This window comes from Actinorectispora metalli, assembly GCF_056323685.1.
On sequence record NZ_JBREYE010000002.1, the window covers coordinates 707,098 to 725,320 of the forward strand.

An 18,223-nucleotide genomic window follows, 5' to 3' on the forward strand; every position below is an offset into this window, starting at 1 on the left:
GGCGGGTCCTCGGGCAGCAATATGTGGAGCGACCTCGACTACCGCGATTGAGCCGAAAATCATTTGTGCGGGGCGCGGCGGTTCTGTTTCCGATTTTCTTCTTTCCCGGGCCGGGCCCCGCCACAATTGGGTGCGACATTCCTTCTGCTGATCAGGAGCGAAACAGCAGGGAAACGTCGCCGAACTCATGCCAGAGGTAGCCATGCGACAGTGCGGCGTCGTAGGCCTGCTGAACAACCTCACGGCCCACGACCGCCTCCAGCAGCAGCAGGTGGGAAGCGTCGGGCGCGTGCAGCCCCGACACCAACCCGTCCAGCACGACCGCGGGCCGGGCGGGCGACAGCACGAGATCGGTCCACCCCGAGGAAGCCACCACGGACCCCGCGTCCACCGCCGACTCCAACGCCCTGGCGACCGTGGTGCCGACCGCCACCACCCGGCCACCGCGGCGGCGGGTCCAGTTGACCAGGTCCGCCGTGCCCGCGGGCACCGAGTACCACTCGGGCATCGGCGTCTCGCCGGAGTCCAGTGAGGACAACCCGCAGTGGAGCACCAGCGGTGCGACCCGCACGCCGCGCGCGACGAGACGGGTGACCAGCTCCGCGGTGAACGGCCGCCCCGCGCTGGGCATCTCCGCGCTGCCCGGCTCGGTGGCGAACACCGTCTGGTACGCCGTCAGCGGAAACCGTTCCCGCACATAGCCATAGGTGATCGGTCGCCCGTACCGGGAGAGGTAGTCCCGCACATCCCCCACCCCGGGCCGAGCCCGCCACAGCCTGCGGCCACCGCCGTAGCGGGACACCAGACGCAACGCTCCGCCGGGCGCCAACGACACCCGACCACCGGGCACACCGTCCGGGAAGGGGCTCGCGCCACCTGGGGCGCTGCGTAGCTCGACGACCCACGAGCCGTCGTCCAGCGCGGTGGCGAAGTGCACTACCACGTCTCTGGAGTCGGCCCGGCCGTCGGAGTAGTGACCATCGACCTCGCCCGCCACCGTGGCCGAGGTGTTGACCACCAGCAGGTCGCCCGCGCGCAGGACCTGGTCGAGAGCGCGGAAGCGGGTGTGCGTGACCGACCGGCCCGAGGCGACCATCAGCCGGACCTCGTCGCGGGCCAGGCCTCGCCACTCCGGCGGCTCGTGGGCGGTCTGCTCGTCGGGCAGCGAGAACCGCACCCCGGTGGTGACCGTCATGCCGCCACCGCCAATTCGCTCGCCTGGTACCGGCCGCTGGCGGGCCGCTCGTCCAGCAGGCGGAGCAGCGCCGGGACCACCGTGGACGGCAGCGGCCGGTCGGAGATGTTCTGACCGGGGAAGGCCGCCTGGTGCATCTCGGTGCGCATGTCGCCGGGGTCGAAGGCGTAGACCGCCAAGTCCTCGTGCTCGACCGCCAACACGGCGCTGACCTGGTCCAGAGCGGCCTTCGCCGAGCCGTAGCCACCCCAGCCGACGTAGGCCTCCACGGCGGCATCGGAACTGATGTTGACCACGGTGCCGCGCGAGGCGCGCAGCAGGGGAAGCGCGAGCTGAACCAGGGCGAGCGGCGCGAAGACGTTGGTCTCGTAGACCCGCAGGAGTTCATCCGGCGGGTAGTCCGCCAGATCCGGCTGCGGGCTGGGCCCCAGCCGACTGGCGTTGTTCACCAACAGGTCCAGGCCGCCGCCTGCCTCGACGGCGGAGATCAGGGCCTGGCGGTGGGCGGCGTCGGTCACGTCGCCCGCGACCGCCACGGCTCCCAGCCGGGACGCGGCCTCGTGCAGGCGGTCCGCACCGCGGGCGTCCAGCACGAGGGTCCAGCCCCGTTCGCGCAGCGCCTCGGCCAATGCCAACCCGAAGCCGGTCGAACCGCCGGTGATCAATGCGACAGGCATGTTCTCTCCTTTGATCGGATACCTGACGCCATCGTGAAACCTCAACCAAAGTTGAAGTCAAGAGCTGGTCTACTGTGTCCTGTCATGGGGGAGAACCTGCAGGCCTGTTACCGCGGGATCGTCGTCGGAGCGGCCTCGGTGCTCGTCGCCGCCGCGTTCTGGTCGGCGGTGGACGGCTGCGACGCCGAAGGCTTCGGCTGCCTGGGGGTGGCCTTGCTGGTCTGGGTGGCCATTCCGCCCGCGGTACTGCTCACCGGCGCGATACTCGGGAGTGTGCTGGGTGAGCGGCAGGTATTGCTGTTCGCCCTGCTCGGGCCGCTGCTGGGCTACGTCGGCGGGGTCCGGCTGCTGAGCCTGTCGCCGACCGGCCCGGACTGGGTCACAGGAACGGTCATGATGGCCGCGGGCTATGCCGCGGTGGCACTGCTGCTGCGGGACCGCACGCCGCACACCGCCTGGCTGCTCTGCCTGCCGGTGCTCGTCGCGGGCCTGGTGCTGCCCGACGTGGTGGGCACCCACCGCTACCGCGCCCAGCGGGCCGCCGAGTTCGAACGGCTGGGCGTGCCGCTGGTGATCGCCGAGCTACCCGGCTTCCGGCCGACCAGCGCCACGGCGATGCCCGACGAGGTGCCCCGGCTGCGATTGCAGCTGACCGCCGGTGCCGACCGACCGCCCTTCGGCAGGCCGAGCATCGGCGTGTCCGTCACCCGCCCCGCCAGGCTCCCCGGCGGCTGCTCGGATGTGCCGAATGTGCTGCTGGAGCAGACCTGCGTGCAACTCACGCCGGACCGCTGGCTGCTGGCCGACAGCGACGGCGTCGATCACGTCCTGCTGGTCAGGCACGGCCAGGCACTGGTGGAGGCCACCGCCGCGCAGCGGTCGGTGCCCGTCGCGGAGCTTCGCGGACTTCAGGTCCGCAACGCGGACGCGGGTGAGCTGGCCCGCGTTGACGGATCTTGATCAAATCGTGAGGATCACAGTGTGGTCCAGACCGGACGCGTCACCGCAGTCGCACTCATCCAACGCAGGCATCTCGATTTCGGCCGCGTCGCAGGCATGCTCTGTCGCTGATCAGTAGCCCGGCCCCCACCCGCTGCTGAACGGAGCCCACCCATGCCCAACCTCACCCGCCGCGGCCTCGGCGCACTGGCCGCAGCAGGCCTCGCAGCCGCCGCGACCAGCACGGCCACCGCAGACGAACAGCCCTTTCGAGCCGATCCGGAAGCCAGGCAGGCACCCAAGCCCAACATCCTGTTCATCCTCGGCGATGACCTCGGCTGGGCCGACCTGTCCAGCTACGGCTCGACCCACATCGCCACCCCCAACCTGGACCGGCTGGCCCGGCAGGGCGTGCGGTTCACCGACGCCTACGCAGGCTCATCCACCTGCTCGCCCACCCGATTCAGCCTCTACACCGGCCGCTACCCGGGCCGACTGCACGGCGGGCTCGCCGAGCCCATCCCGCAGCCCAGCGAACTCGACGGCATCCCACCCGGCTTCCCGACCCTGGCCTCGCTGCTGCGCGAGGTCGGCTACGACACCGCGCTGATCGGCAAGTGGCACTGCGGATACCTGCCCTGGTTCAGCCCGACGAAATCCGGCTGGGACACCTTCTTCGGCAACTTCGGCGGCGGCCTGGAGTACTTCTCCAAACTGGGCCTCACCGGTGAACACGACCTGTACGAGCAGGAGGTCGAGCACCAGGACCTGCGCTACTACACCGACATCATCACCGAGCGCGCCGCGGAGTACATCCGCGGCCACGCCCGCCGCCCGTGGCTGCTCAACCTCAACTACACCACCCCGCACTGGCCGTGGGTGACCCGCGAGGACAAGGCCGTCGGCGATCGGCTCAGCGCACGCATCCGCGCTGGGGAGCGCAATGTCCTGCAGCACCGGGACGGCGGTTCGCTGGAGGTCTACCGACGCATGGTGGAGGACCTCGATGCCGCCGTTGGCTCGGTGCTCGACGCGGTCCGCGACTCCGGTCGGGAACGCGACACGCTGGTCGTCTTCGCCTCCGACAACGGCGGCGAGCGGTTCTCCCAGAACTGGCCGCTGTCCGGCGAGAAGTTCGGGCTACTCGAGGGAGGCATCCGGGTGCCGACGATCCTGCGCTGGCCCGCCGCGATCCGACCGCACCAGGTCAGCGACCATCCCTTGATCACGCCGGACTGGACGGCCACCCTGCTGGAACTGGCAGGCGCCAAACCCAACGGCGCCTATCCGTTGGACGGGCGCAGCCTGGTCGGGTACCTGCTGCGCGGTGAGCCGCAACCACACGACCTGTTCTGGCGGACCCGCGGTGAACGTGCGCTGCGCCGCGGCCAATGGAAGTACCACCGCAACCCCCGCGGTGTCGAGTTCCTCTTCGACCTGGCAGAAGACGCGCGTGAACAGGCCAGCCACGCGGCCGCTCGACCCGAGCTTCTCGCCGAGCTTCGCACGGCCTGGCAGGCGGTGGACGCCACGTTGCTGCCCTATCCGAACTGATCGACAGGCGGTGCGTCGAGTGGCCGTCGGTCGGCCACCCCTCGGCGCACAGGATTTTCCGACAATTCCAGCTCAGGAAAGTCCTTGACCGAAATGCCGTGTGATCACGGCTGATCACGGAAAGCGCAAAACCCGGCGAAATCAACCGCCCTGTCAGGCTGGCTCTCCCTCGGAGACTGCTCTATACACTCATTACGAGCTTTCGACTGGGGTGAGCATGATCTACCTGATTCTGGAGTGGGGCTGCACTGTGATCGGCGCGCTCGCGTTGATCTACAAGCTCCCCGCACTGGTCCGCAACCCTGGCGACCCCGCGCTGATCGCTCTGTGCACCTACTTCTTCGGCTCCGTGCTCAGCTTCGTGGTGGGACTGGACGAGATCTCCGACCACATCGACACGTTCCTCGGCCACGAGTCCGTCACCATGATCATTTCCCACGGTGCGGTGGTGGTGCTGACCGCGGCTCAGCAGGTCGTGCTCGTCTACTGGTCCTATCCCGCCGAGCAGGCCAGGCCCCGCGCCCTGCTGCGGATGGCGATCTTCGGCGCCGCGCTCGCGGTGCTGGTGACGCAGTTCTTCCTGATCAAGCCGACCGAGACGGCGACATCGGAGACGGCCTCACTGCTCAACATGCACAACCCGTACTTCGTCGCCTACCTGCTCGTCTACATCGCGGTGGTGGCCGCGGGCCAGATCGAGACCGCGCGGCTGTCACTGCACTACTCCCGCATCGCCAACCGTGCCTGGCTGCGACGCGGAATGCGCTACGTCTTCATCGGCGCCCTGCTGATCCTGGTGTACTCGCTGATGCGCGTCATCGAGGTCATCGGGGTGCAGATGGGCGCCAACATGGAGCCCTACGACCCGATCCAGTGGCTGTTCGGCGATGTCGGCGTGTTGTTCGAACTGATCGGCTGGACGATCCCGGGCTGGGGTCCTCGGCTGTCCGCGGCCGCGCGCTGGGTCGGGGACTACCGCGCACACCGCAGGCTCTACCCGCTGTGGAACGCGCTCTACCAGGCCACTCCCGATATCGCGCTGGACCCGCCGCGCTCGGCACTGGCGGACCTGGTGCCGCGGTCCGATGTCGCCTACCGGCTGTACCGGCGGATCATCGAGATCCGCGACGGCCAACTCGCCCTGCGCCCCTACGTCGACGGATCGGTGACCGACACGCTGTCCACCAGCGAGGATGGCGACCTGCGTGCGCTTGCCGATGCGGAGGCGCGGCAGCTTCGCGCGGCCTTGGCGGCCAAGGCCGCAGGCAACCCGGTGGTGGGCGAGACCGAGCGCTCGAGTGCGGTGGAGGGCACCGACCTCACCGCCGAGAAGGACTGGCTTGTCCTCGTCGCGGACGCGTTCGCCCGGTTGCCTGACTCCGAGCCCTCCCGCGCGCGGATTGTCGGGGGTAGCGCGTAGCGTCCGCCGTGTCTTGAATTCTCCGCAAGACACTGGAGGACGGCATGACCCAATCCGTACTGCTGGCGATCGGCACCCGCAAGGGGCTGTGGCTGGCGCTGAGCCGCGACGGGAGGTCCACCTGGGAGCTCAGCGGTCCGCACCAGTCCATGACGGATGTCTACGCGTTGGCCATCGACACCCGCCGCGATCCGGTGCGCCTGCTGGCAGGCGTGACCAGTGAGCACTTCGGACCCAGCGTCGCGATCAGCGACGACCTCGGTGCCACCTGGGAGGAGCCGGACTCCGCACCCGTGGTCTTCCCCGAGGACACCGACACCGCGCTGACCAGGGTCTGGCAGTTGACGCCCGCACCGGCTGACCAGCCCGACGTCGTCTACGCGGGCGTGGAGCCCTCCGCGTTGTTCCGCTCGACCGACGGCGGGCGCACCTACGAGTTCGTCCGCGGCCTCTGGGACCATCCGCACCGCGACAAGTGGACCCCCGGCTTCGGCGGCATGGCCGTGCACACCATCGTCCCCGACCCCGACGATCCGAACCACGTCACCGTCGCGATGTCCACCGGCGGGGTGTACCGCACCTACGACGGCGGAACCACCTGGCAGGCAGGCAACAAGGGCATCCTGGCCTACTTCCAGCCCGACAAGTTCCCCGAGTTCGGCCAGTGCGTGCACAAGATCGCCTGCCACCCCGACCGCCCTGAGCGCTTCTTCCTGCAGAACCACCACGGCGTCTACCGCAGCGACGACGCGGGCGCGTCCTGGCAGACCATCGCCGAAGGCCTGCCAAGCGACTTCGGCTTCGCGATGGTGGTGCACCCGCATCGGCCCGAGGTGATCTACAACTTCCCGATCGCCGCCGACGCCGCCCGGTTCCCGCCGGACGGTCGCTGCCGGGTCTACCGCAGCGAGGACGGCGGCGGCACCTGGACCGCCCTGGGCAAGGGTCTGCCCGACGAGGGGTTCTACACCGCGGTCCTGCGGGACGCGATGTGCGTGGACAGCGCCGAACCGGCGGGCGTGTACTTCGGCTCCCGTTCCGGTGAGGTGTACGCCAGCAACGACGAGGGCGAGACCTGGCAGCGCATTGTCGACCACCTGCCCGACGTGCTGTGCGTGCGCGCCGCCGTGGTGGATTCGGCGCTGACCCTGCCGCGGGCGAAGCAGCCTGTCGGGGTGCACCAGTCATGACGGTCACGGTGCGGCTGCCCGGCGTCCTGCGTCCGGCGGCTGGTGACAACGCGCGGCTCACGGTGGATATCGCCCCCGGGGCCACGCTGAGCACCGTGCTGGACTCGCTCGCCGAGCGGTTTCCGCTGCTGGAACGCCGAGTCCGCGACGAGCGCAGGGTGCTGCGCAGGTACGTGAACTTCTACATCGACGGGGAGGAATGCCGTCGCCTGGCGGGCGGGGAGACGGAGATCGGCGACGGGACGGAGATCGAGATCATCCCGTCGGTGGCAGGCGGCTGAGCGCTCCAGGCCTCGTGCCGTAGCGGAGTCGTTGGCGAAACGTGCTGGTCGCCCGAGCGGGCGGTGCCCACGATGACCTGATGTCGGATGTGGTTGAGCCGAAGCTGCGGGCCTGGGAGGTACGCACTGCGATACCTCTCACCCTCCTGGCGGTCGCGTTCCTCGCCGCCTATGCCTGGCAGGTGCTGGACACCGGCGCAGGCCCCGCGCTCCGGTACTGGCTCGAGGCCTTTCTCTGGGTGGTGTGGGCGGCCTTCGCGGCTGACTACGTCATCCGGCTGGCGCTTGCCCGGAACCGACGTCGATTCGTCTGTACGCACCTGTTCGACCTGCTGTTCGTGGTGCTGCCGATGTTCCGCCCGCTGCGAGTGCTGAGGCTGCTCGCCGTCCTGAAGTTCTTGAACCAGCGGAGCGGCAACAGCCTGCGCGGCAGGGTCGGCGTCTATGTCGGCGGCGCGACTGTGCTGGTGGTGCTCGCGGCCTCGCTGGCGGTGCTGGACGCGGAACGCCGTGACCCCGATGCCACCATCACCACCTTCGGCGATGCCCTCTGGTGGACGCTGACGACGATCAGCACCGTCGGCTACGGGGACCGCTATCCCGTGACCGTCGAGGGGAGGGTGGTCGCGGGCACCTTGATGATCGGCGGTATCGCCCTGCTCGCCGTGGTGACCGGCGTGATCGCCTCCTGGCTGCTGGAGCAGATCGCCGGGGTCGAGGCCTCTGTCGAACAGGCGGCTCGTGAGGAGATCCGCGCCCTGCGTGATGAGCTTGCCCAACTGCGAGCCGAACTCGCCGTGCTCGACCCTGCCGCGACCGCGCGGCGATCCGAAATCAATAGCTTGAACAGCGCTGATTAGCACCAGAAAATTTGCTTTGCTATGCAACGAGGTTGCTTGCCGCCTATCCGAGTTCTTCAGGATGTGCACTCCGTTGTCCCGCCGGTGTGCGCAGTTCGGTACGTTCAGATTGGACAAGGACGAGAATATGAAAGGACCTGCAAGAAATTATTTCGCGATTGTGAAATATTTCTCGGCGCCTGCTCGCGAGGGGTGAGCAGTGCGTATCTGTACCCCCGCGGGGTGGTTGAAACGCGCCCCGCGGGGCAGTAAAGATGCCGACAGTAATGGCGGATTATCGTGGAATCGTTCATCAGTGAAACGGCTGCGTTATCGATGACGTTGGCGGTGGCATTACCGTTGTTCGGGTGGCTTTTGCGGCTGAACCACCGGCAACGGCAGGGGGTCAGGGACATTCAGCGGCGGCTGACAAGCTCACAGCGCAACGTCCGGTCGCTCCTCGACGAGCTGTACTCGAACCCCGACTTCGACCTCGTCCGCTGGCAGGGCGACTACCTGGTCACCAACCCGAACGGCGACTGCGAGGTGCAACTGACCTATGTGCTCACCGCACCGCGGCCGCAGACGACGATGGAGCTCTACGTCGAGGCCGCCGCGGACGACGACCTGGACCGGATCTTCTGCGAGCTCCAGCAGTCCGTGACGGGCGGCCGCATCACCAAAGAGTACCGGCGCCTGCGCAGCGATTCGGAGAGCCTTTCGCTGATGGGTTTTCTCGTCGACCTGACGCCATTCGTATCGCAACGGGAACACACGTTGTGTTTTTCGTACTCCCTTCGACGCTATCTTGCGGGCAGCCGATTCGAAGAGTTCGTGCACATGGTCCTGCCGACCCGGCTGAGCGTGCTGACGGTATCGTTTGCCTACGACGTGGACATCACCAACGAATCGACGACGCTGCTTCGCGAGACACCCGATCAGCCGGAGACCCCGATCGAAAACTGTTTCTTGCGTCCTGCCGACAACACCATTCGATGGGAGATCAACAAGCCGAGATTCGGTGGCTTCTATCAGGTTTGTTTCGATATCGGAAAGACCGACCGCTGATCCACCGCACGGCCGGCGGGACGAGTAGGCTGAGCAGCAGCAGGCGTGCCGTCTGTACCCGTGGTGACCAGGGTGAGATCGCAGTCGGTGCCCGCCGCCGTCGGCAACACGACGCTCACGCCGCCCGGAGTGGTGGCCAGATAGGCGTCCAGGAACCGGATCTCCGCCACCACGGTGGTCAGCGCGGCGAGACCGGCGATGGCCACGCACAGCGCAACGGTTCCCGTCAGCAGCACGGGAAGCGCACGGCCGACATCGCGGACGCTGTCTCTGGTGCACCGGAGCCCGGCCTCCAGTCCGATGACCTTGAACACCAGGTCTCGCAGCAGGGACTCCGGCGCGAAGAGCCCGGTGCTGCCGGTCGACGTCAGAAGCACGGTGAGGACCATGGGTCCGAGCAGGGCGGGCACCGGCAGGCGAATCCGGTTGCCCAGTCCATGTCCGAGTACGCAGACGGCGACCAGCGCCAACAGGCCTAAGAGTTGGTTGTCGGCGGCGACAAGCATCAGGCCGACGGCGGGCGAGCCAGCCGTGTCCGCCGCGGGCGGCGCCGCGAGCAGGGCGATCACCACCGGGGTACTCAGCGCGACCAGGATCATCCGCTGGGTCTGGGCGAAGGCCACCGTGCGGACATCGGCGCGGAGGCCGGTGGCCGAGCTCAGCGCCGCCACGACGCCGCCGGGCATGGTGCTCAAGATCGCCTCCGGCAGGTTAAGCACACCCCCGCGGGCCAGCAGGTACGCGAATCCCAGGCACAGGCCGACGGTGGCCAGGGTGACCAGGAACAGCGAGAGGGCGTTCGCTTCCATCGCGACAAGATGCGCGGGTATGAAGCTCGCGTCGATCGCAACGCCGACGACCCCGCGGGCGGCGCGAGTGGCGGCGCGGGGAAAACTGTTGCGCAGCAGACCGCCGAGCCCGAGCACACAGCCCGACAACATCGGGAGTAGCAGCGTCGCGGCAGGCACACCTGCCCTCTCGGCCTGAGTGCCCGCCAGCAGGCAGACCGCGAGCAGGGCCGACCATCCGATAGCGTCGAATGCCGGGCTTCGGTGGGGGACCGCGGCAGCGAATCCGGCAGGTCGAGACAGCATGGCGCACCTCCGAGAACTGGGGCGCGCCACCCGGAGCGGAAGATTACGAAACTATCTCGGCAAATATCTGGTTATACAGTGTTTTAGCCTTCGACAAATTTGTCCGTTGAGTGGCTATTCCTCCACGGAACGGACCTGCATTCCGGTCGTGCCCGGATCGATGCCCCAGCTGAAGATCCGTGCGGGGTGAATCCGGATGATCTCCCTGCTGAAACCGCGCATCGGCGGCTCCTGATCGGTGAGCGCTTCCGCGTGGCCACGAATCTCGATCCCGCGAACCACCCACGGATCGACCGAGGCGAGGTCGTCAACGACAAAGGCGACCTTGCCGTTGGCGGCGACGTTGCGGAACTTCTTGGTGCCGCCCATGTCGAGACCACCGACGTCGATCGTGCCCAGCGTCGCGTTGTGCCGGAACACGACCGGGCTGTTCTGCAGCGTGCCCTCGGCGGACAGCGTCGCGATGCGACCCAGGTGCTGGCTCCTGAGGTATTTGCGCTCTGCCTCGGTGAAAGTCATGAGATCAGTCTGCGACCTCGACCAAGGCTGAGGTCAATGACCTGATCAGGCGCCGTAGGGAAGCCTGCCGGAAACGGAGGAGTCCTCGGCGTCCTCGCGCTGCTGCTCGCGTTCCCGAAGCATGCGCAGTTGCTGCTCCAGCCGCACCCGCCGTGGCCGCAGCTGAAAGGCGTCCCCGACCTGCCTGCCCGCCGCGCGGTGCACGGGTTCGCTCACGACCGGCTCCGGCTCGGCTTGGTTCTGGCTCACAGCGGGTTCTTCCACCGCGGCCGCGGACTCCTTGGCCATTCGCTCGCTGAACCAGTCGTAACCGGGTTCCACGATCGGCAGCAGGATCTGCCCCGTGATCTGGTACTCGGCCAGCTCCTCGTCCTCTTCGGCGGGGGACGGTTCATCGACGACGACCGGTTCGGGATCCTCATCCGGGGAGTCGTCCACCGGCTCGGTCCAGAACGCGGGTGCCGAGGGCTGCTGGAGGCTGCGCAGTAGGTCACCGGCGTCGTCGCGGGTCAGCGCGAGCCGTTCGAAGGACTCCCGGTGGACCTGGATGGCGAAGGCGGGACCGGTGGCACCGTCCTCATCGCGCCATGTCTTGATCGCGACCACGTCGAACACCGTCGGCGGGCGCACGGTGAATGTCTCGTGCATCACGCGCAGCAGAAGCTGCGACACCAGGTCGGCGTACCGGCGCCGAACCTCACGTTCCGGCCGCGGCAGCGCGGTCATGGTGTCGGTCAACGCGTCGTAATGGTAGCGACGAGCGGGAATCACGGAGCGCGACGGCAGGTCCAGATCGATGACCAGCCTGCGCTCGATCGTGGAGTAGCGGCTGCCCCGCACTTGGAGCGTGTCCTCGGGATACCGGCCGGGGTCCAGGAGCCGCTGCACGAACCATTCGACCGAGTCCACCTGGCCGTGCTTGAACCCGACGCGGTGCATCTCCACGTCGTCGTTGTGCAGCGCGATCCGTTCACGCTCGGTCAGCCCAGGCTGGTCTCCGTCACTCAAAGTCACCGGCGCGGAAGCGTTGGGCGGAACGTCCAGTTTCAGGCTTTCGAATGTGACCGGTGGAAGCGCCACACCGTCCCTGAGCAGGCATTCCAGGCTTCCCAGCCGCTGTTCGAGCGTGTCATTGAGGGTTCCAACGGATCGCAGCCGGGTAGCGAGTCGACCGGTGCGGTCGCCACTCGCCGCCTGATGCCCGGCCATCCGGTGCCCCTTCGTGCCTACGCGAGCTTGGGTCTCCGACTCGCTACTCTAGGGCAATCCCGGCGTCCGTTTGGCGGGAACTATGTCGACTTTGCCGTTGAATGTGTCACGCCTTGAAGACTCGGCGGCAAGTCGCTCCGACACCTGATCCGGTCAGTCCGTTAGGGTGTAGCTGTCTGCACGTGGACCCACAAATCCACGTCTTTGGGTAACAAGGGGTAATCGGCCATCGACAAAGATCACCTGATCGCGGGACGCTACCGGCTGCAGGAACGCATCGGCAGCGGGTCGATGGGCATCGTCTGGCGGGCCCATGACGAACGGCTGGACCGCCAGGTCGCCCTCAAGCAGCTACTGCTGCAACCAGGGCTGTCCGACCAGGACGCCGACGAGGCCCGCCGCCGCGCCATGCGCGAGGGCCGCATCGCCGCCCGCCTCCAGCACACCAACGCCATCGCCGTGTTCGACGTGGTGCAGAACAACGGCGAGCCGGTACTGATCATGGAGTACCTCCCATCGCGCAGCCTGGCCCAGGTGATGGCCAGCGACACGACGATGACGATCCAGCAGATCGCCTCCCTGGGCAGCCAGGTCGCAGGCGCCCTCGCCGCCGCCCACGCGGCGGGCATCGTCCACCGAGACATCAAGCCCGGCAACATCCTTTTGGACGACCACGGCACCGCCAAGATCACCGATTTCGGCATCTCCCGCGCCGTCGGCGACGTCACCGTGACGCAAACCGGCATGCTCGCAGGCACCCCGGCATACCTGGCCCCCGAAATCGCCAGGGGCCACGACCCGACCCCGGCGTCCGACGTCTTCTCCCTTGGCTCCACCCTCTACGACGCCGTCGAGGGCCAGCCCCCGTTCGGCATGTCGTCCAACCCGCTGGCGCTCCTGCACACCGTGGCCGCGGGCCAGATCACCCCGCCCACCCAGGCGGGCCCGATGAGCGGGTTGCTGATCACCCTGCTCCAGGCGGAGCCCTCCAAGCGCCCCAGCATGCAGTGGGCCAGCGACGCCATGGCGGAGATCGCCGCAGGCAAGCCCACCCCACGCCTGTCGCGCCCGATCCCGGTCGGCTCGGCCCGCAAGCAGACCCCCAAGGCACCCAACCCACCCACGCTCACGGCCGCCCCCGCAGGCGCCAAGCCCCCGACCATCGCCGCCGCCCCAAAGCCCCCGCGCAAGCCCCTCACCCCACGCCAGAAGCGCAACGCCATCATCGGCTCGGCCCTGGTCGGCACCTGCGCCGTGGTAGCGGTAGCGGCCATGAATCTTCCCAGCGGCGGCAACGGCGGCGAAGACCCCAAGCAAAACGCTCTGCCCGGCAACTCGACCAGCACGAGCAGCAGCCCCTCCCAGCAGCCGACGCCGGTCGCTCCTGCGCCCAGCACGACGACCCCGAAACCTCAGGCAGGCGGTGTTCAGGTCGACTGGGGTCCGGCAGGCCTTTTCGCCGTGGATTATTATGGCGCCGTCGCCAAGAACCCCCAGGCAGCGTGGGACATGTTATCGGATTCCGGGAAAGCGGAATTTGGTAATTTCCAAGCATTCGTGGATTATTGGACACCGTACCCCGGAGTCTATCCGCAGAATGCTGAGGTAGACAGCCGGAGAAACAATGCAGACGGTTCTGTCAACATGGGTATCAACGTCCTCGGTGGCCCGAACCCTGGTCAACGTCGAACCCTAAACATCAGCCAGATCAGCGGCCGCTTTTACATCAATTCTGGCGGGAAGTAGCGGCGCGTGTCGCTGGAGTGCCCATGATGGATAGGGGTCTGGTGACCACGTGCCCCCTATCCATCATTCGCCTGTGCGCTAGCTTAGATAAGCCCGCCCTTACCCACGTAGCAGTCGGAAACATGGCCTGCTACGCCGGATCTCTCTATATCACAGTTGCTCGCGGGAATGATCCCTGCAAGGCAGGTTCGCGGCGTGTTATCCCCAACCGCCCCGCTTGTCCACAGCTCCAGATTTGCGGCTTTTGGCCCCAACTGCCGACCGATAGGCTCGAGAAGGGCTGAGCCCCCTGGGAGGGCGGGGGGTGTCTTCCGGAGGTCGGCGAGGCTGTGATGACGGCAGGCAATTTGGTGAGTTTGAAATGCGGATCCCGCCAATACTGATCACCGGTTGAGGGGTCTTCCGGGTAGGTGTGGTCCTCGTCTGGTCGGGGAGCTGGGTGTGGCGGCTGGTTGCAGAATGCACTGATTTCCGGGCTAGGTTGGTGGCCGCCTCGGTTGCTGCGTGCTTGCCCGACTGGGTGAGGTCGAAAAGGAATAGCGCTTCCTCGCCTCCAGTTGGTACTCATTGCAGGCAAAGCGACTGGGGGGTTGGGGTGTCAGAGGAGCAGGCCGGGCTGACGGTGACCACTGTGGACAGCGCCGAGAGTGTTGTTCGCAAGGGGCGGTTATCGGGGGCGGTGGCGGCCAGTGTGGGTGGGTTGCCCAGCGCGTTCTGGTGGCTGTGGCTGGGGACGCTGGTCAACCGGCTGGGCGGCTTCGTCATGCCGTTCCTGGCGCTCTACCTCACCAGCGTCCGTGGCTACTCCATCGCCTACGCCGGGCTGGTGGCCACGTTGTTCGGGCTGGGCGGTGCGATCGCGCCGATCGTCGGGGGCATTCTGGCCGACCGGGTCGGGCGGAAGTTCACGTTGATGCTCGCCCACCTGAGCACCGCGGGCTGCATGGTCGTGCTGGGGTTCGGCACCGGGCAGGTCATCGTCGCGGTGATGGCCGGGCTCACCGGGTTCTGCGGCGGGCTGCACCGGCCCGCGGCCTCCGCGATGATCGCCGACGTGGTCGCCCCCAAGGACAGGGTGCGTGCCTTCTCGCTCAACTACTGGGCGATCAACCTGGGATTTGCCAGCGCCGCCATTGTGGCGGGCCTGGTGGTCGAGCACGGCTACCTGTGGCTGTTCCTCGGTGACGCGGCGGCAACGCTGCTGGCCGCAGGCGTGGTGCTGGTCAAGCTGCGCGAGACGCGGCCCGAGATCAAGATCGACCTCACCGGGGTGACCGCGCCACAGCCGGGCATGGGCGTTGTGCTGCGGGACGGGCGCTTCATGTTCTTCAGCGTGATGGTGCTCATCACCGCGTTCGTCTTCATGCAGCACGTGGTCGCGCTACCGCTGGCGATGATCGACACTGGGCTCACGCCGACCCAGTACGGGCTCGTCGTCGCCGTGAACGGGATCGCCATAACGCTGTTCCAGATCCCGCTCAGCGCGGCCGTCGAACGCCGCGACAACTCGCGCGTGTTGGCCTTGGGCGCGGTGCTGACCGCCATCGGATTCGGCCTGACGGCCTGGGCCGACGGCATCGGGCTGTTCGCGGTCTGCATCCTGATCTGGACGGTGGGGGAGATGCTGCACGCTCCGGCGTCCAACGCATTGGTCAGCGAGGTCGCGCCGACCGCCATGCGGGGGCGGTACCAAGGCATGTTCGCGGCGGCGTGGGGTGCGGGCTGGTTCCTCGCTCCGCTGCTGGGCAGCCTCGTGTACCAGGAGCTCGGCGGGCCGGTGCTGTGGCTGCTGTGCGCGGTGCTCGGACTCGTCACCGCCGCCGGTTTCCTCCTGGTTCGTCCGAGACGGGTAACCGCTTAACTCCAGACTGCGACAGCGCCTGCGCTGTGCGAACGTGAAACGCATGGTGGGTTTCGGGTACACGCTGATGACAGAGCAGGCTGGGCCGTCCCAGCTGGTCCGGGACGCGGTCGCCGCCGAGCAGGCGGGGTTCGACTTCGCGGTGATGAGCGACCACTACAGCCCCTGGCTGGCCGAGCAGGGCCACGCGCCCAACGCCTGGGTGACGATGGGCGCGGTCGCCCACCAGACCCAGTCGATGGAGCTCATGACCTACGTGACCTGCCCGATCATGAGGTACCACCCGGTGGTGGTCGCGCAGCAGGCCGCGACGGTGCAGCTGCTCGCCGATGGCCGGTTCCTGCTCGGGCTCGGTTCGGGGGAGAACCTCAACGAGCACGTCATCGGCCGCGGCTGGCCGCCGGTGAATGTGCGGCACGAGATGCTCACCGAGGCCATCGAGATCATCTCGCGGCTGTTCGACGGTGGGTACGTCAACTACAGCGGGCTGCACTACCGGGTGGACTCGGCCAAGCTCTGGGACCTGCCCGACCGGCGGGTGCCCATCGGCACGGCGGTGTCCGGCGATCAGAGCATCGAGCTGTTCGGACCGGTGTCGGATGCGATGATCGCCGTGGAGCCCAAGAAGGAGCTCTGCGAGAGCTGGGAGGGCGTCACGAACGGCGGCAGCCGCAAGATCGGACAGCTGCCGATCTCCTGGGGACCGGACCGAGACGCCGCGATCGATCGGGCGCACGCCCAGTTCCGCTGGTTCGGCGGCGGCTGGAAGGTCAACGCCGAACTGCCGGGTCCGCGGGCCTTCAACGACGCCACCCAGTTCGTCACCAAGGACGACGTCGCCGACAGCATCCCGTGCGGTCCCGACGTGGACAAGATCGTGGACGCGGTGGGGGAGTTCACCAAGGCCGGGTTCACCGACGTGGCCGTGGTGCAGATCGGCGGGGACACCCAGGAGGACTTCCTGCACTTCGCGGAGAAGGAACTCCTGCAGGCGCTGCGCGACAAGCTCGGCTAGGAGGACACCATGCAGGACAACATCCGTTTCGCGGGGCACTCCATCCATCCGATGCTCATCGTGTTCCCGCTCGGCCTGTTGACCACCGGCGTCGTCTTCGACGTCCTGCACTTCACCGTCGGCGGCGACCAGTTCGCGATCACCGCGGCCTACACCATCGGCGCGGGCCTGATCGGCGGTGTGGTCGCGGGGATCTTCGGGCTGCTCGATTGGTTGGCCATCCAGCCGGGAACGCGTGCCCGCCGAGTCGGGATGCTGCACGGTCTGACCAACGCGCTGGTGATGGTGCTGTTCGCGATCAGCTTCCTGCTGCGCTACGGCGAACCCAACTGGCGTCCGGGCACCGCGGCGTTCGTGCTGGCGCTGGTCGGTCTGGGGCTCGCGGGTGTCGGGGGTTGGCTGGGCGGTGAGCTGGTCGAACGCCTCGGTGTCGGCGTGCACCGCAACGCCGGGCCCGACGCGCCGCCCTCGGTGGGTTCCTACGCCCGTTGAGTACGCTCGATGAGGTCGTCGACGGCGGCGTAGAGGCCGCCGTCGGTTGACGCCACTGCCCGCTGCCTGCTCGCGCCGTCGCCCGCCGACAGCAGGACGTCCAGTCGGTCGGTGACGAAGTCCAGCTCACCGGTATGCCGCAGCGCCGGTTCCACCCACTCCACCAGGCGCTCTACCAAGACCCGCGCCGAAACGGGCTCACGGGTGTGCACGTCGAAGCCCTGCCCTGTCAGCCCGTCCCTGGCCGCCAGCCAGCGGGCGGCGCGCAACAGCGCGGCGGAAGACTCCGGCGCCGCCCTACCCGCGTCCAACCTGGCCAACGCGGTCATCACCGCCGCCCTGGCCAGCACCGCCACCAGCTGGCTGTCCAGCACGTTCGTCGGCTGATCACACACCCGCAGCTCCACCGTCGGCAGGTGGTGCGAGGGACGCAGGTTCCAGAAGGCGGTCGCCACGTCCACCATCGCGCCGCTGCGCTTCAGCTCGCCGAGCACTCGGTCGTACTCGCGGGCCGAGCCGAAGTACGGCGGGGTGTCCGCTACCGGCCAGCGCCCCCACACCAGCGACCGCCAACTCGCGAATCCGGTGTCCCGACCCGCCCAGAACGGAGAGTTCACCGTCAGCGACAGCAACGGCGCCAGCCACAGCCGCAGGTGGTTGCACACGCCGACGGCCAGCTCGCGATCAGGCACGCCGACATGGACATGCACGGCGCAGACGGCCTGCTCGTCGTGCAGCGACCGGTAGGCGGCGTTGCCCAGCTCGTAGCGGGGGTGGTCGGTGATCGGGGTCGGCGTCATCTCGCCGAGCGGCGGGCTGCCCGCGGCAATCAACGCCACGCCCTCCGCCTGGGCCGCGGCCGCGAACGCCGAGCGCAGCCGGTCGAGTTCAGCGGCCAGTTCGGGCAGCTTCGTGCAGACCGGTGTGCGGCCCTCCACCTGGTACTGGGTCAGCTCCATGGTCGCCAGGTCGCCAAGCACGGGCGCCACCCGCCGCAGCACGGCAGCCGATCGCGGCGCTGCGGCTCGGCTGTCCGGATCGACCAGGAGGTACTCCTCCTCGACCCCGAACGTTGGCGGCGCACCGCGATACTCGTTCACCTTTGCTCCCACCTGGGCGGTTTG

Annotated in this window: 17 protein-coding genes; 11 read left to right on the plus strand and 6 right to left on the minus strand. The window is 67.9% G+C overall.

Going from position 1 to position 18,223, the window contains the following annotated elements; genetic code table 11:
• Positions 1-151: 151 nt before the first annotated feature.
• Together ACU6XJ_RS23425 and ACU6XJ_RS23430 are read right to left on the minus strand one after the other, a co-directional pair.
• Complete coding sequence (locus tag ACU6XJ_RS23425; protein WP_476315677.1) at positions 152-1,195, minus strand: S-adenosylmethionine:tRNA ribosyltransferase-isomerase; 1,044 nt, start codon at positions 1,193-1,195, stop codon at positions 152-154.
• Positions 1,192-1,872, minus strand: a complete 681-nt coding sequence (locus ACU6XJ_RS23430; protein WP_476315679.1) for an SDR family NAD(P)-dependent oxidoreductase — start codon at positions 1,870-1,872, stop codon at positions 1,192-1,194. The genes ACU6XJ_RS23425 and ACU6XJ_RS23430 overlap by 4 nt, the downstream gene beginning before the upstream one ends.
• An 84-nt stretch (positions 1,873-1,956) precedes the next feature.
• Here ACU6XJ_RS23430 and ACU6XJ_RS23435 point away from each other — a divergent pair, with 84 nt between their 5' ends.
• The 7 genes from ACU6XJ_RS23435 to ACU6XJ_RS23465 all read left to right on the plus strand — a co-directional run bounded on the left by ACU6XJ_RS23435 (position 1,957) and on the right by ACU6XJ_RS23465 (position 9,163).
• Positions 1,957-2,832 (plus strand): hypothetical protein, encoded by an 876-nt coding sequence (locus ACU6XJ_RS23435; protein ID WP_476315681.1) that lies wholly within the window; start codon positions 1,957-1,959, stop codon positions 2,830-2,832.
• A 153-nt stretch (positions 2,833-2,985) separates the two neighbouring features.
• The gene (locus tag ACU6XJ_RS23440; protein WP_476315684.1) at positions 2,986-4,365 is read left to right on the plus strand and encodes a sulfatase family protein; all 1,380 of its coding nucleotides are present in this window, start codon (positions 2,986-2,988) and stop codon (positions 4,363-4,365) included.
• 217 nt (positions 4,366-4,582) lie between these two features.
• Entirely contained in the window at positions 4,583-5,785 is a 1,203-nt protein-coding gene (locus ACU6XJ_RS23445) for an MAB_1171c family putative transporter (RefSeq protein WP_476315685.1), read from the plus strand.
• Between the two features lie 44 nt (positions 5,786-5,829).
• Complete coding sequence (locus ACU6XJ_RS23450) at positions 5,830-6,975, plus strand: WD40/YVTN/BNR-like repeat-containing protein (RefSeq protein WP_476315687.1); 1,146 nt, start codon at positions 5,830-5,832, stop codon at positions 6,973-6,975.
• Positions 6,972-7,256: a ubiquitin-like small modifier protein 1 gene (locus ACU6XJ_RS23455; protein WP_476315690.1), complete on the plus strand. Its 285-nt coding sequence runs from the start codon at positions 6,972-6,974 to the stop codon at positions 7,254-7,256. Before ACU6XJ_RS23450 ends, ACU6XJ_RS23455 begins: the two co-directional genes overlap by 4 nt.
• An 80-nt stretch (positions 7,257-7,336) precedes the next feature.
• Positions 7,337-8,116, plus strand: a complete 780-nt coding sequence (locus tag ACU6XJ_RS23460) for an ion channel (protein ID WP_476315693.1) — start codon at positions 7,337-7,339, stop codon at positions 8,114-8,116.
• Positions 8,117-8,395: 279 nt separating this feature from the next.
• Positions 8,396-9,163 (plus strand): hypothetical protein, encoded by a 768-nt coding sequence (locus ACU6XJ_RS23465; RefSeq protein ID WP_476315696.1) that lies wholly within the window; start codon positions 8,396-8,398, stop codon positions 9,161-9,163.
• On the opposite strand, the gene ACU6XJ_RS23470 is transcribed toward ACU6XJ_RS23465, so the two are convergent.
• The 3 genes from ACU6XJ_RS23470 to ACU6XJ_RS23480 form a co-directional block, all read right to left on the minus strand.
• Complete coding sequence (locus tag ACU6XJ_RS23470) at positions 9,127-10,257, minus strand: AbrB family transcriptional regulator (RefSeq protein ID WP_476315699.1); 1,131 nt, start codon at positions 10,255-10,257, stop codon at positions 9,127-9,129. The genes ACU6XJ_RS23465 and ACU6XJ_RS23470 overlap by 37 nt on opposite strands.
• A gap of 114 nt (positions 10,258-10,371) precedes the next feature.
• Positions 10,372-10,776 carry a PPOX class F420-dependent oxidoreductase gene (locus ACU6XJ_RS23475; protein WP_476315702.1) on the minus strand — a complete coding sequence of 135 codons (405 nt, stop codon included), beginning with the start codon at positions 10,774-10,776 and terminating at the stop codon, positions 10,372-10,374.
• Between the two features lie 45 nt (positions 10,777-10,821).
• Complete coding sequence (locus ACU6XJ_RS23480) at positions 10,822-11,790, minus strand: hypothetical protein (protein WP_476315705.1); 969 nt, start codon at positions 11,788-11,790, stop codon at positions 10,822-10,824.
• 459 nt (positions 11,791-12,249) lie between these two features.
• Between ACU6XJ_RS23480 and ACU6XJ_RS23485 the strand changes: the two genes are divergently transcribed.
• The 4 genes from ACU6XJ_RS23485 (at position 12,250) to ACU6XJ_RS23500 (ending at position 17,099) form a co-directional block, all read left to right on the plus strand.
• Complete coding sequence (locus ACU6XJ_RS23485) at positions 12,250-13,731, plus strand: serine/threonine-protein kinase (protein WP_476318595.1); 1,482 nt, start codon at positions 12,250-12,252, stop codon at positions 13,729-13,731.
• A gap of 595 nt (positions 13,732-14,326) precedes the next feature.
• Positions 14,327-15,592 carry an MDR family MFS transporter gene (locus tag ACU6XJ_RS23490; RefSeq protein WP_476315708.1) on the plus strand — a complete coding sequence of 422 codons (1,266 nt, stop codon included), beginning with the start codon at positions 14,327-14,329 and terminating at the stop codon, positions 15,590-15,592.
• A gap of 46 nt (positions 15,593-15,638) precedes the next feature.
• A complete protein-coding gene (locus tag ACU6XJ_RS23495) occupies positions 15,639-16,607 on the plus strand; it encodes a TIGR03557 family F420-dependent LLM class oxidoreductase (protein WP_476318597.1) in 969 nt (322 codons plus the stop codon).
• A gap of 9 nt (positions 16,608-16,616) precedes the next feature.
• Complete coding sequence (locus tag ACU6XJ_RS23500) at positions 16,617-17,099, plus strand: DUF2231 domain-containing protein (RefSeq protein ID WP_476315711.1); 483 nt, start codon at positions 16,617-16,619, stop codon at positions 17,097-17,099.
• Here the strand turns inward: ACU6XJ_RS23500 and ACU6XJ_RS23505 are convergent.
• Entirely contained in the window at positions 17,087-18,199 is a 1,113-nt protein-coding gene (locus tag ACU6XJ_RS23505; RefSeq protein ID WP_476315714.1) for a carboxylate-amine ligase, read from the minus strand. The two genes, ACU6XJ_RS23500 and ACU6XJ_RS23505, sit on opposite strands and share 13 nt — an antisense overlap.
• Positions 18,200-18,223 lie beyond the last annotated feature (24 nt).

Excerpts from the sequence above, each read along its gene's own strand:
- ACU6XJ_RS23455 (WP_476315690.1), top strand. The coding sequence starts at position 6,972 with ATGACGGTCACGGTGCGGCTGCCCGGCGTCCTGCGTCCGGCGGCTGGT.
- ACU6XJ_RS23430 (WP_476315679.1), bottom strand. The coding sequence starts at position 1,872 with ATGCCTGTCGCATTGATCACCGGCGGTTCGACCGGCTTCGGGTTGGCA.
- ACU6XJ_RS23435 (WP_476315681.1), top strand. The coding sequence starts at position 1,957 with ATGGGGGAGAACCTGCAGGCCTGTTACCGCGGGATCGTCGTCGGAGCG.
- ACU6XJ_RS23445 (WP_476315685.1), top strand. The coding sequence starts at position 4,583 with ATGATCTACCTGATTCTGGAGTGGGGCTGCACTGTGATCGGCGCGCTC.
- ACU6XJ_RS23470 (WP_476315699.1), bottom strand. The coding sequence starts at position 10,257 with ATGCTGTCTCGACCTGCCGGATTCGCTGCCGCGGTCCCCCACCGAAGC.
- ACU6XJ_RS23500 (WP_476315711.1), top strand. The coding sequence starts at position 16,617 with ATGCAGGACAACATCCGTTTCGCGGGGCACTCCATCCATCCGATGCTC.
- ACU6XJ_RS23450 (WP_476315687.1), top strand. The coding sequence starts at position 5,830 with ATGACCCAATCCGTACTGCTGGCGATCGGCACCCGCAAGGGGCTGTGG.
- ACU6XJ_RS23440 (WP_476315684.1), top strand. The coding sequence starts at position 2,986 with ATGCCCAACCTCACCCGCCGCGGCCTCGGCGCACTGGCCGCAGCAGGC.
- ACU6XJ_RS23475 (WP_476315702.1), bottom strand. The coding sequence starts at position 10,776 with ATGACTTTCACCGAGGCAGAGCGCAAATACCTCAGGAGCCAGCACCTG.
- ACU6XJ_RS23425 (WP_476315677.1), bottom strand. The coding sequence starts at position 1,195 with ATGACGGTCACCACCGGGGTGCGGTTCTCGCTGCCCGACGAGCAGACC.
- ACU6XJ_RS23460 (WP_476315693.1), top strand. The coding sequence starts at position 7,337 with ATGTCGGATGTGGTTGAGCCGAAGCTGCGGGCCTGGGAGGTACGCACT.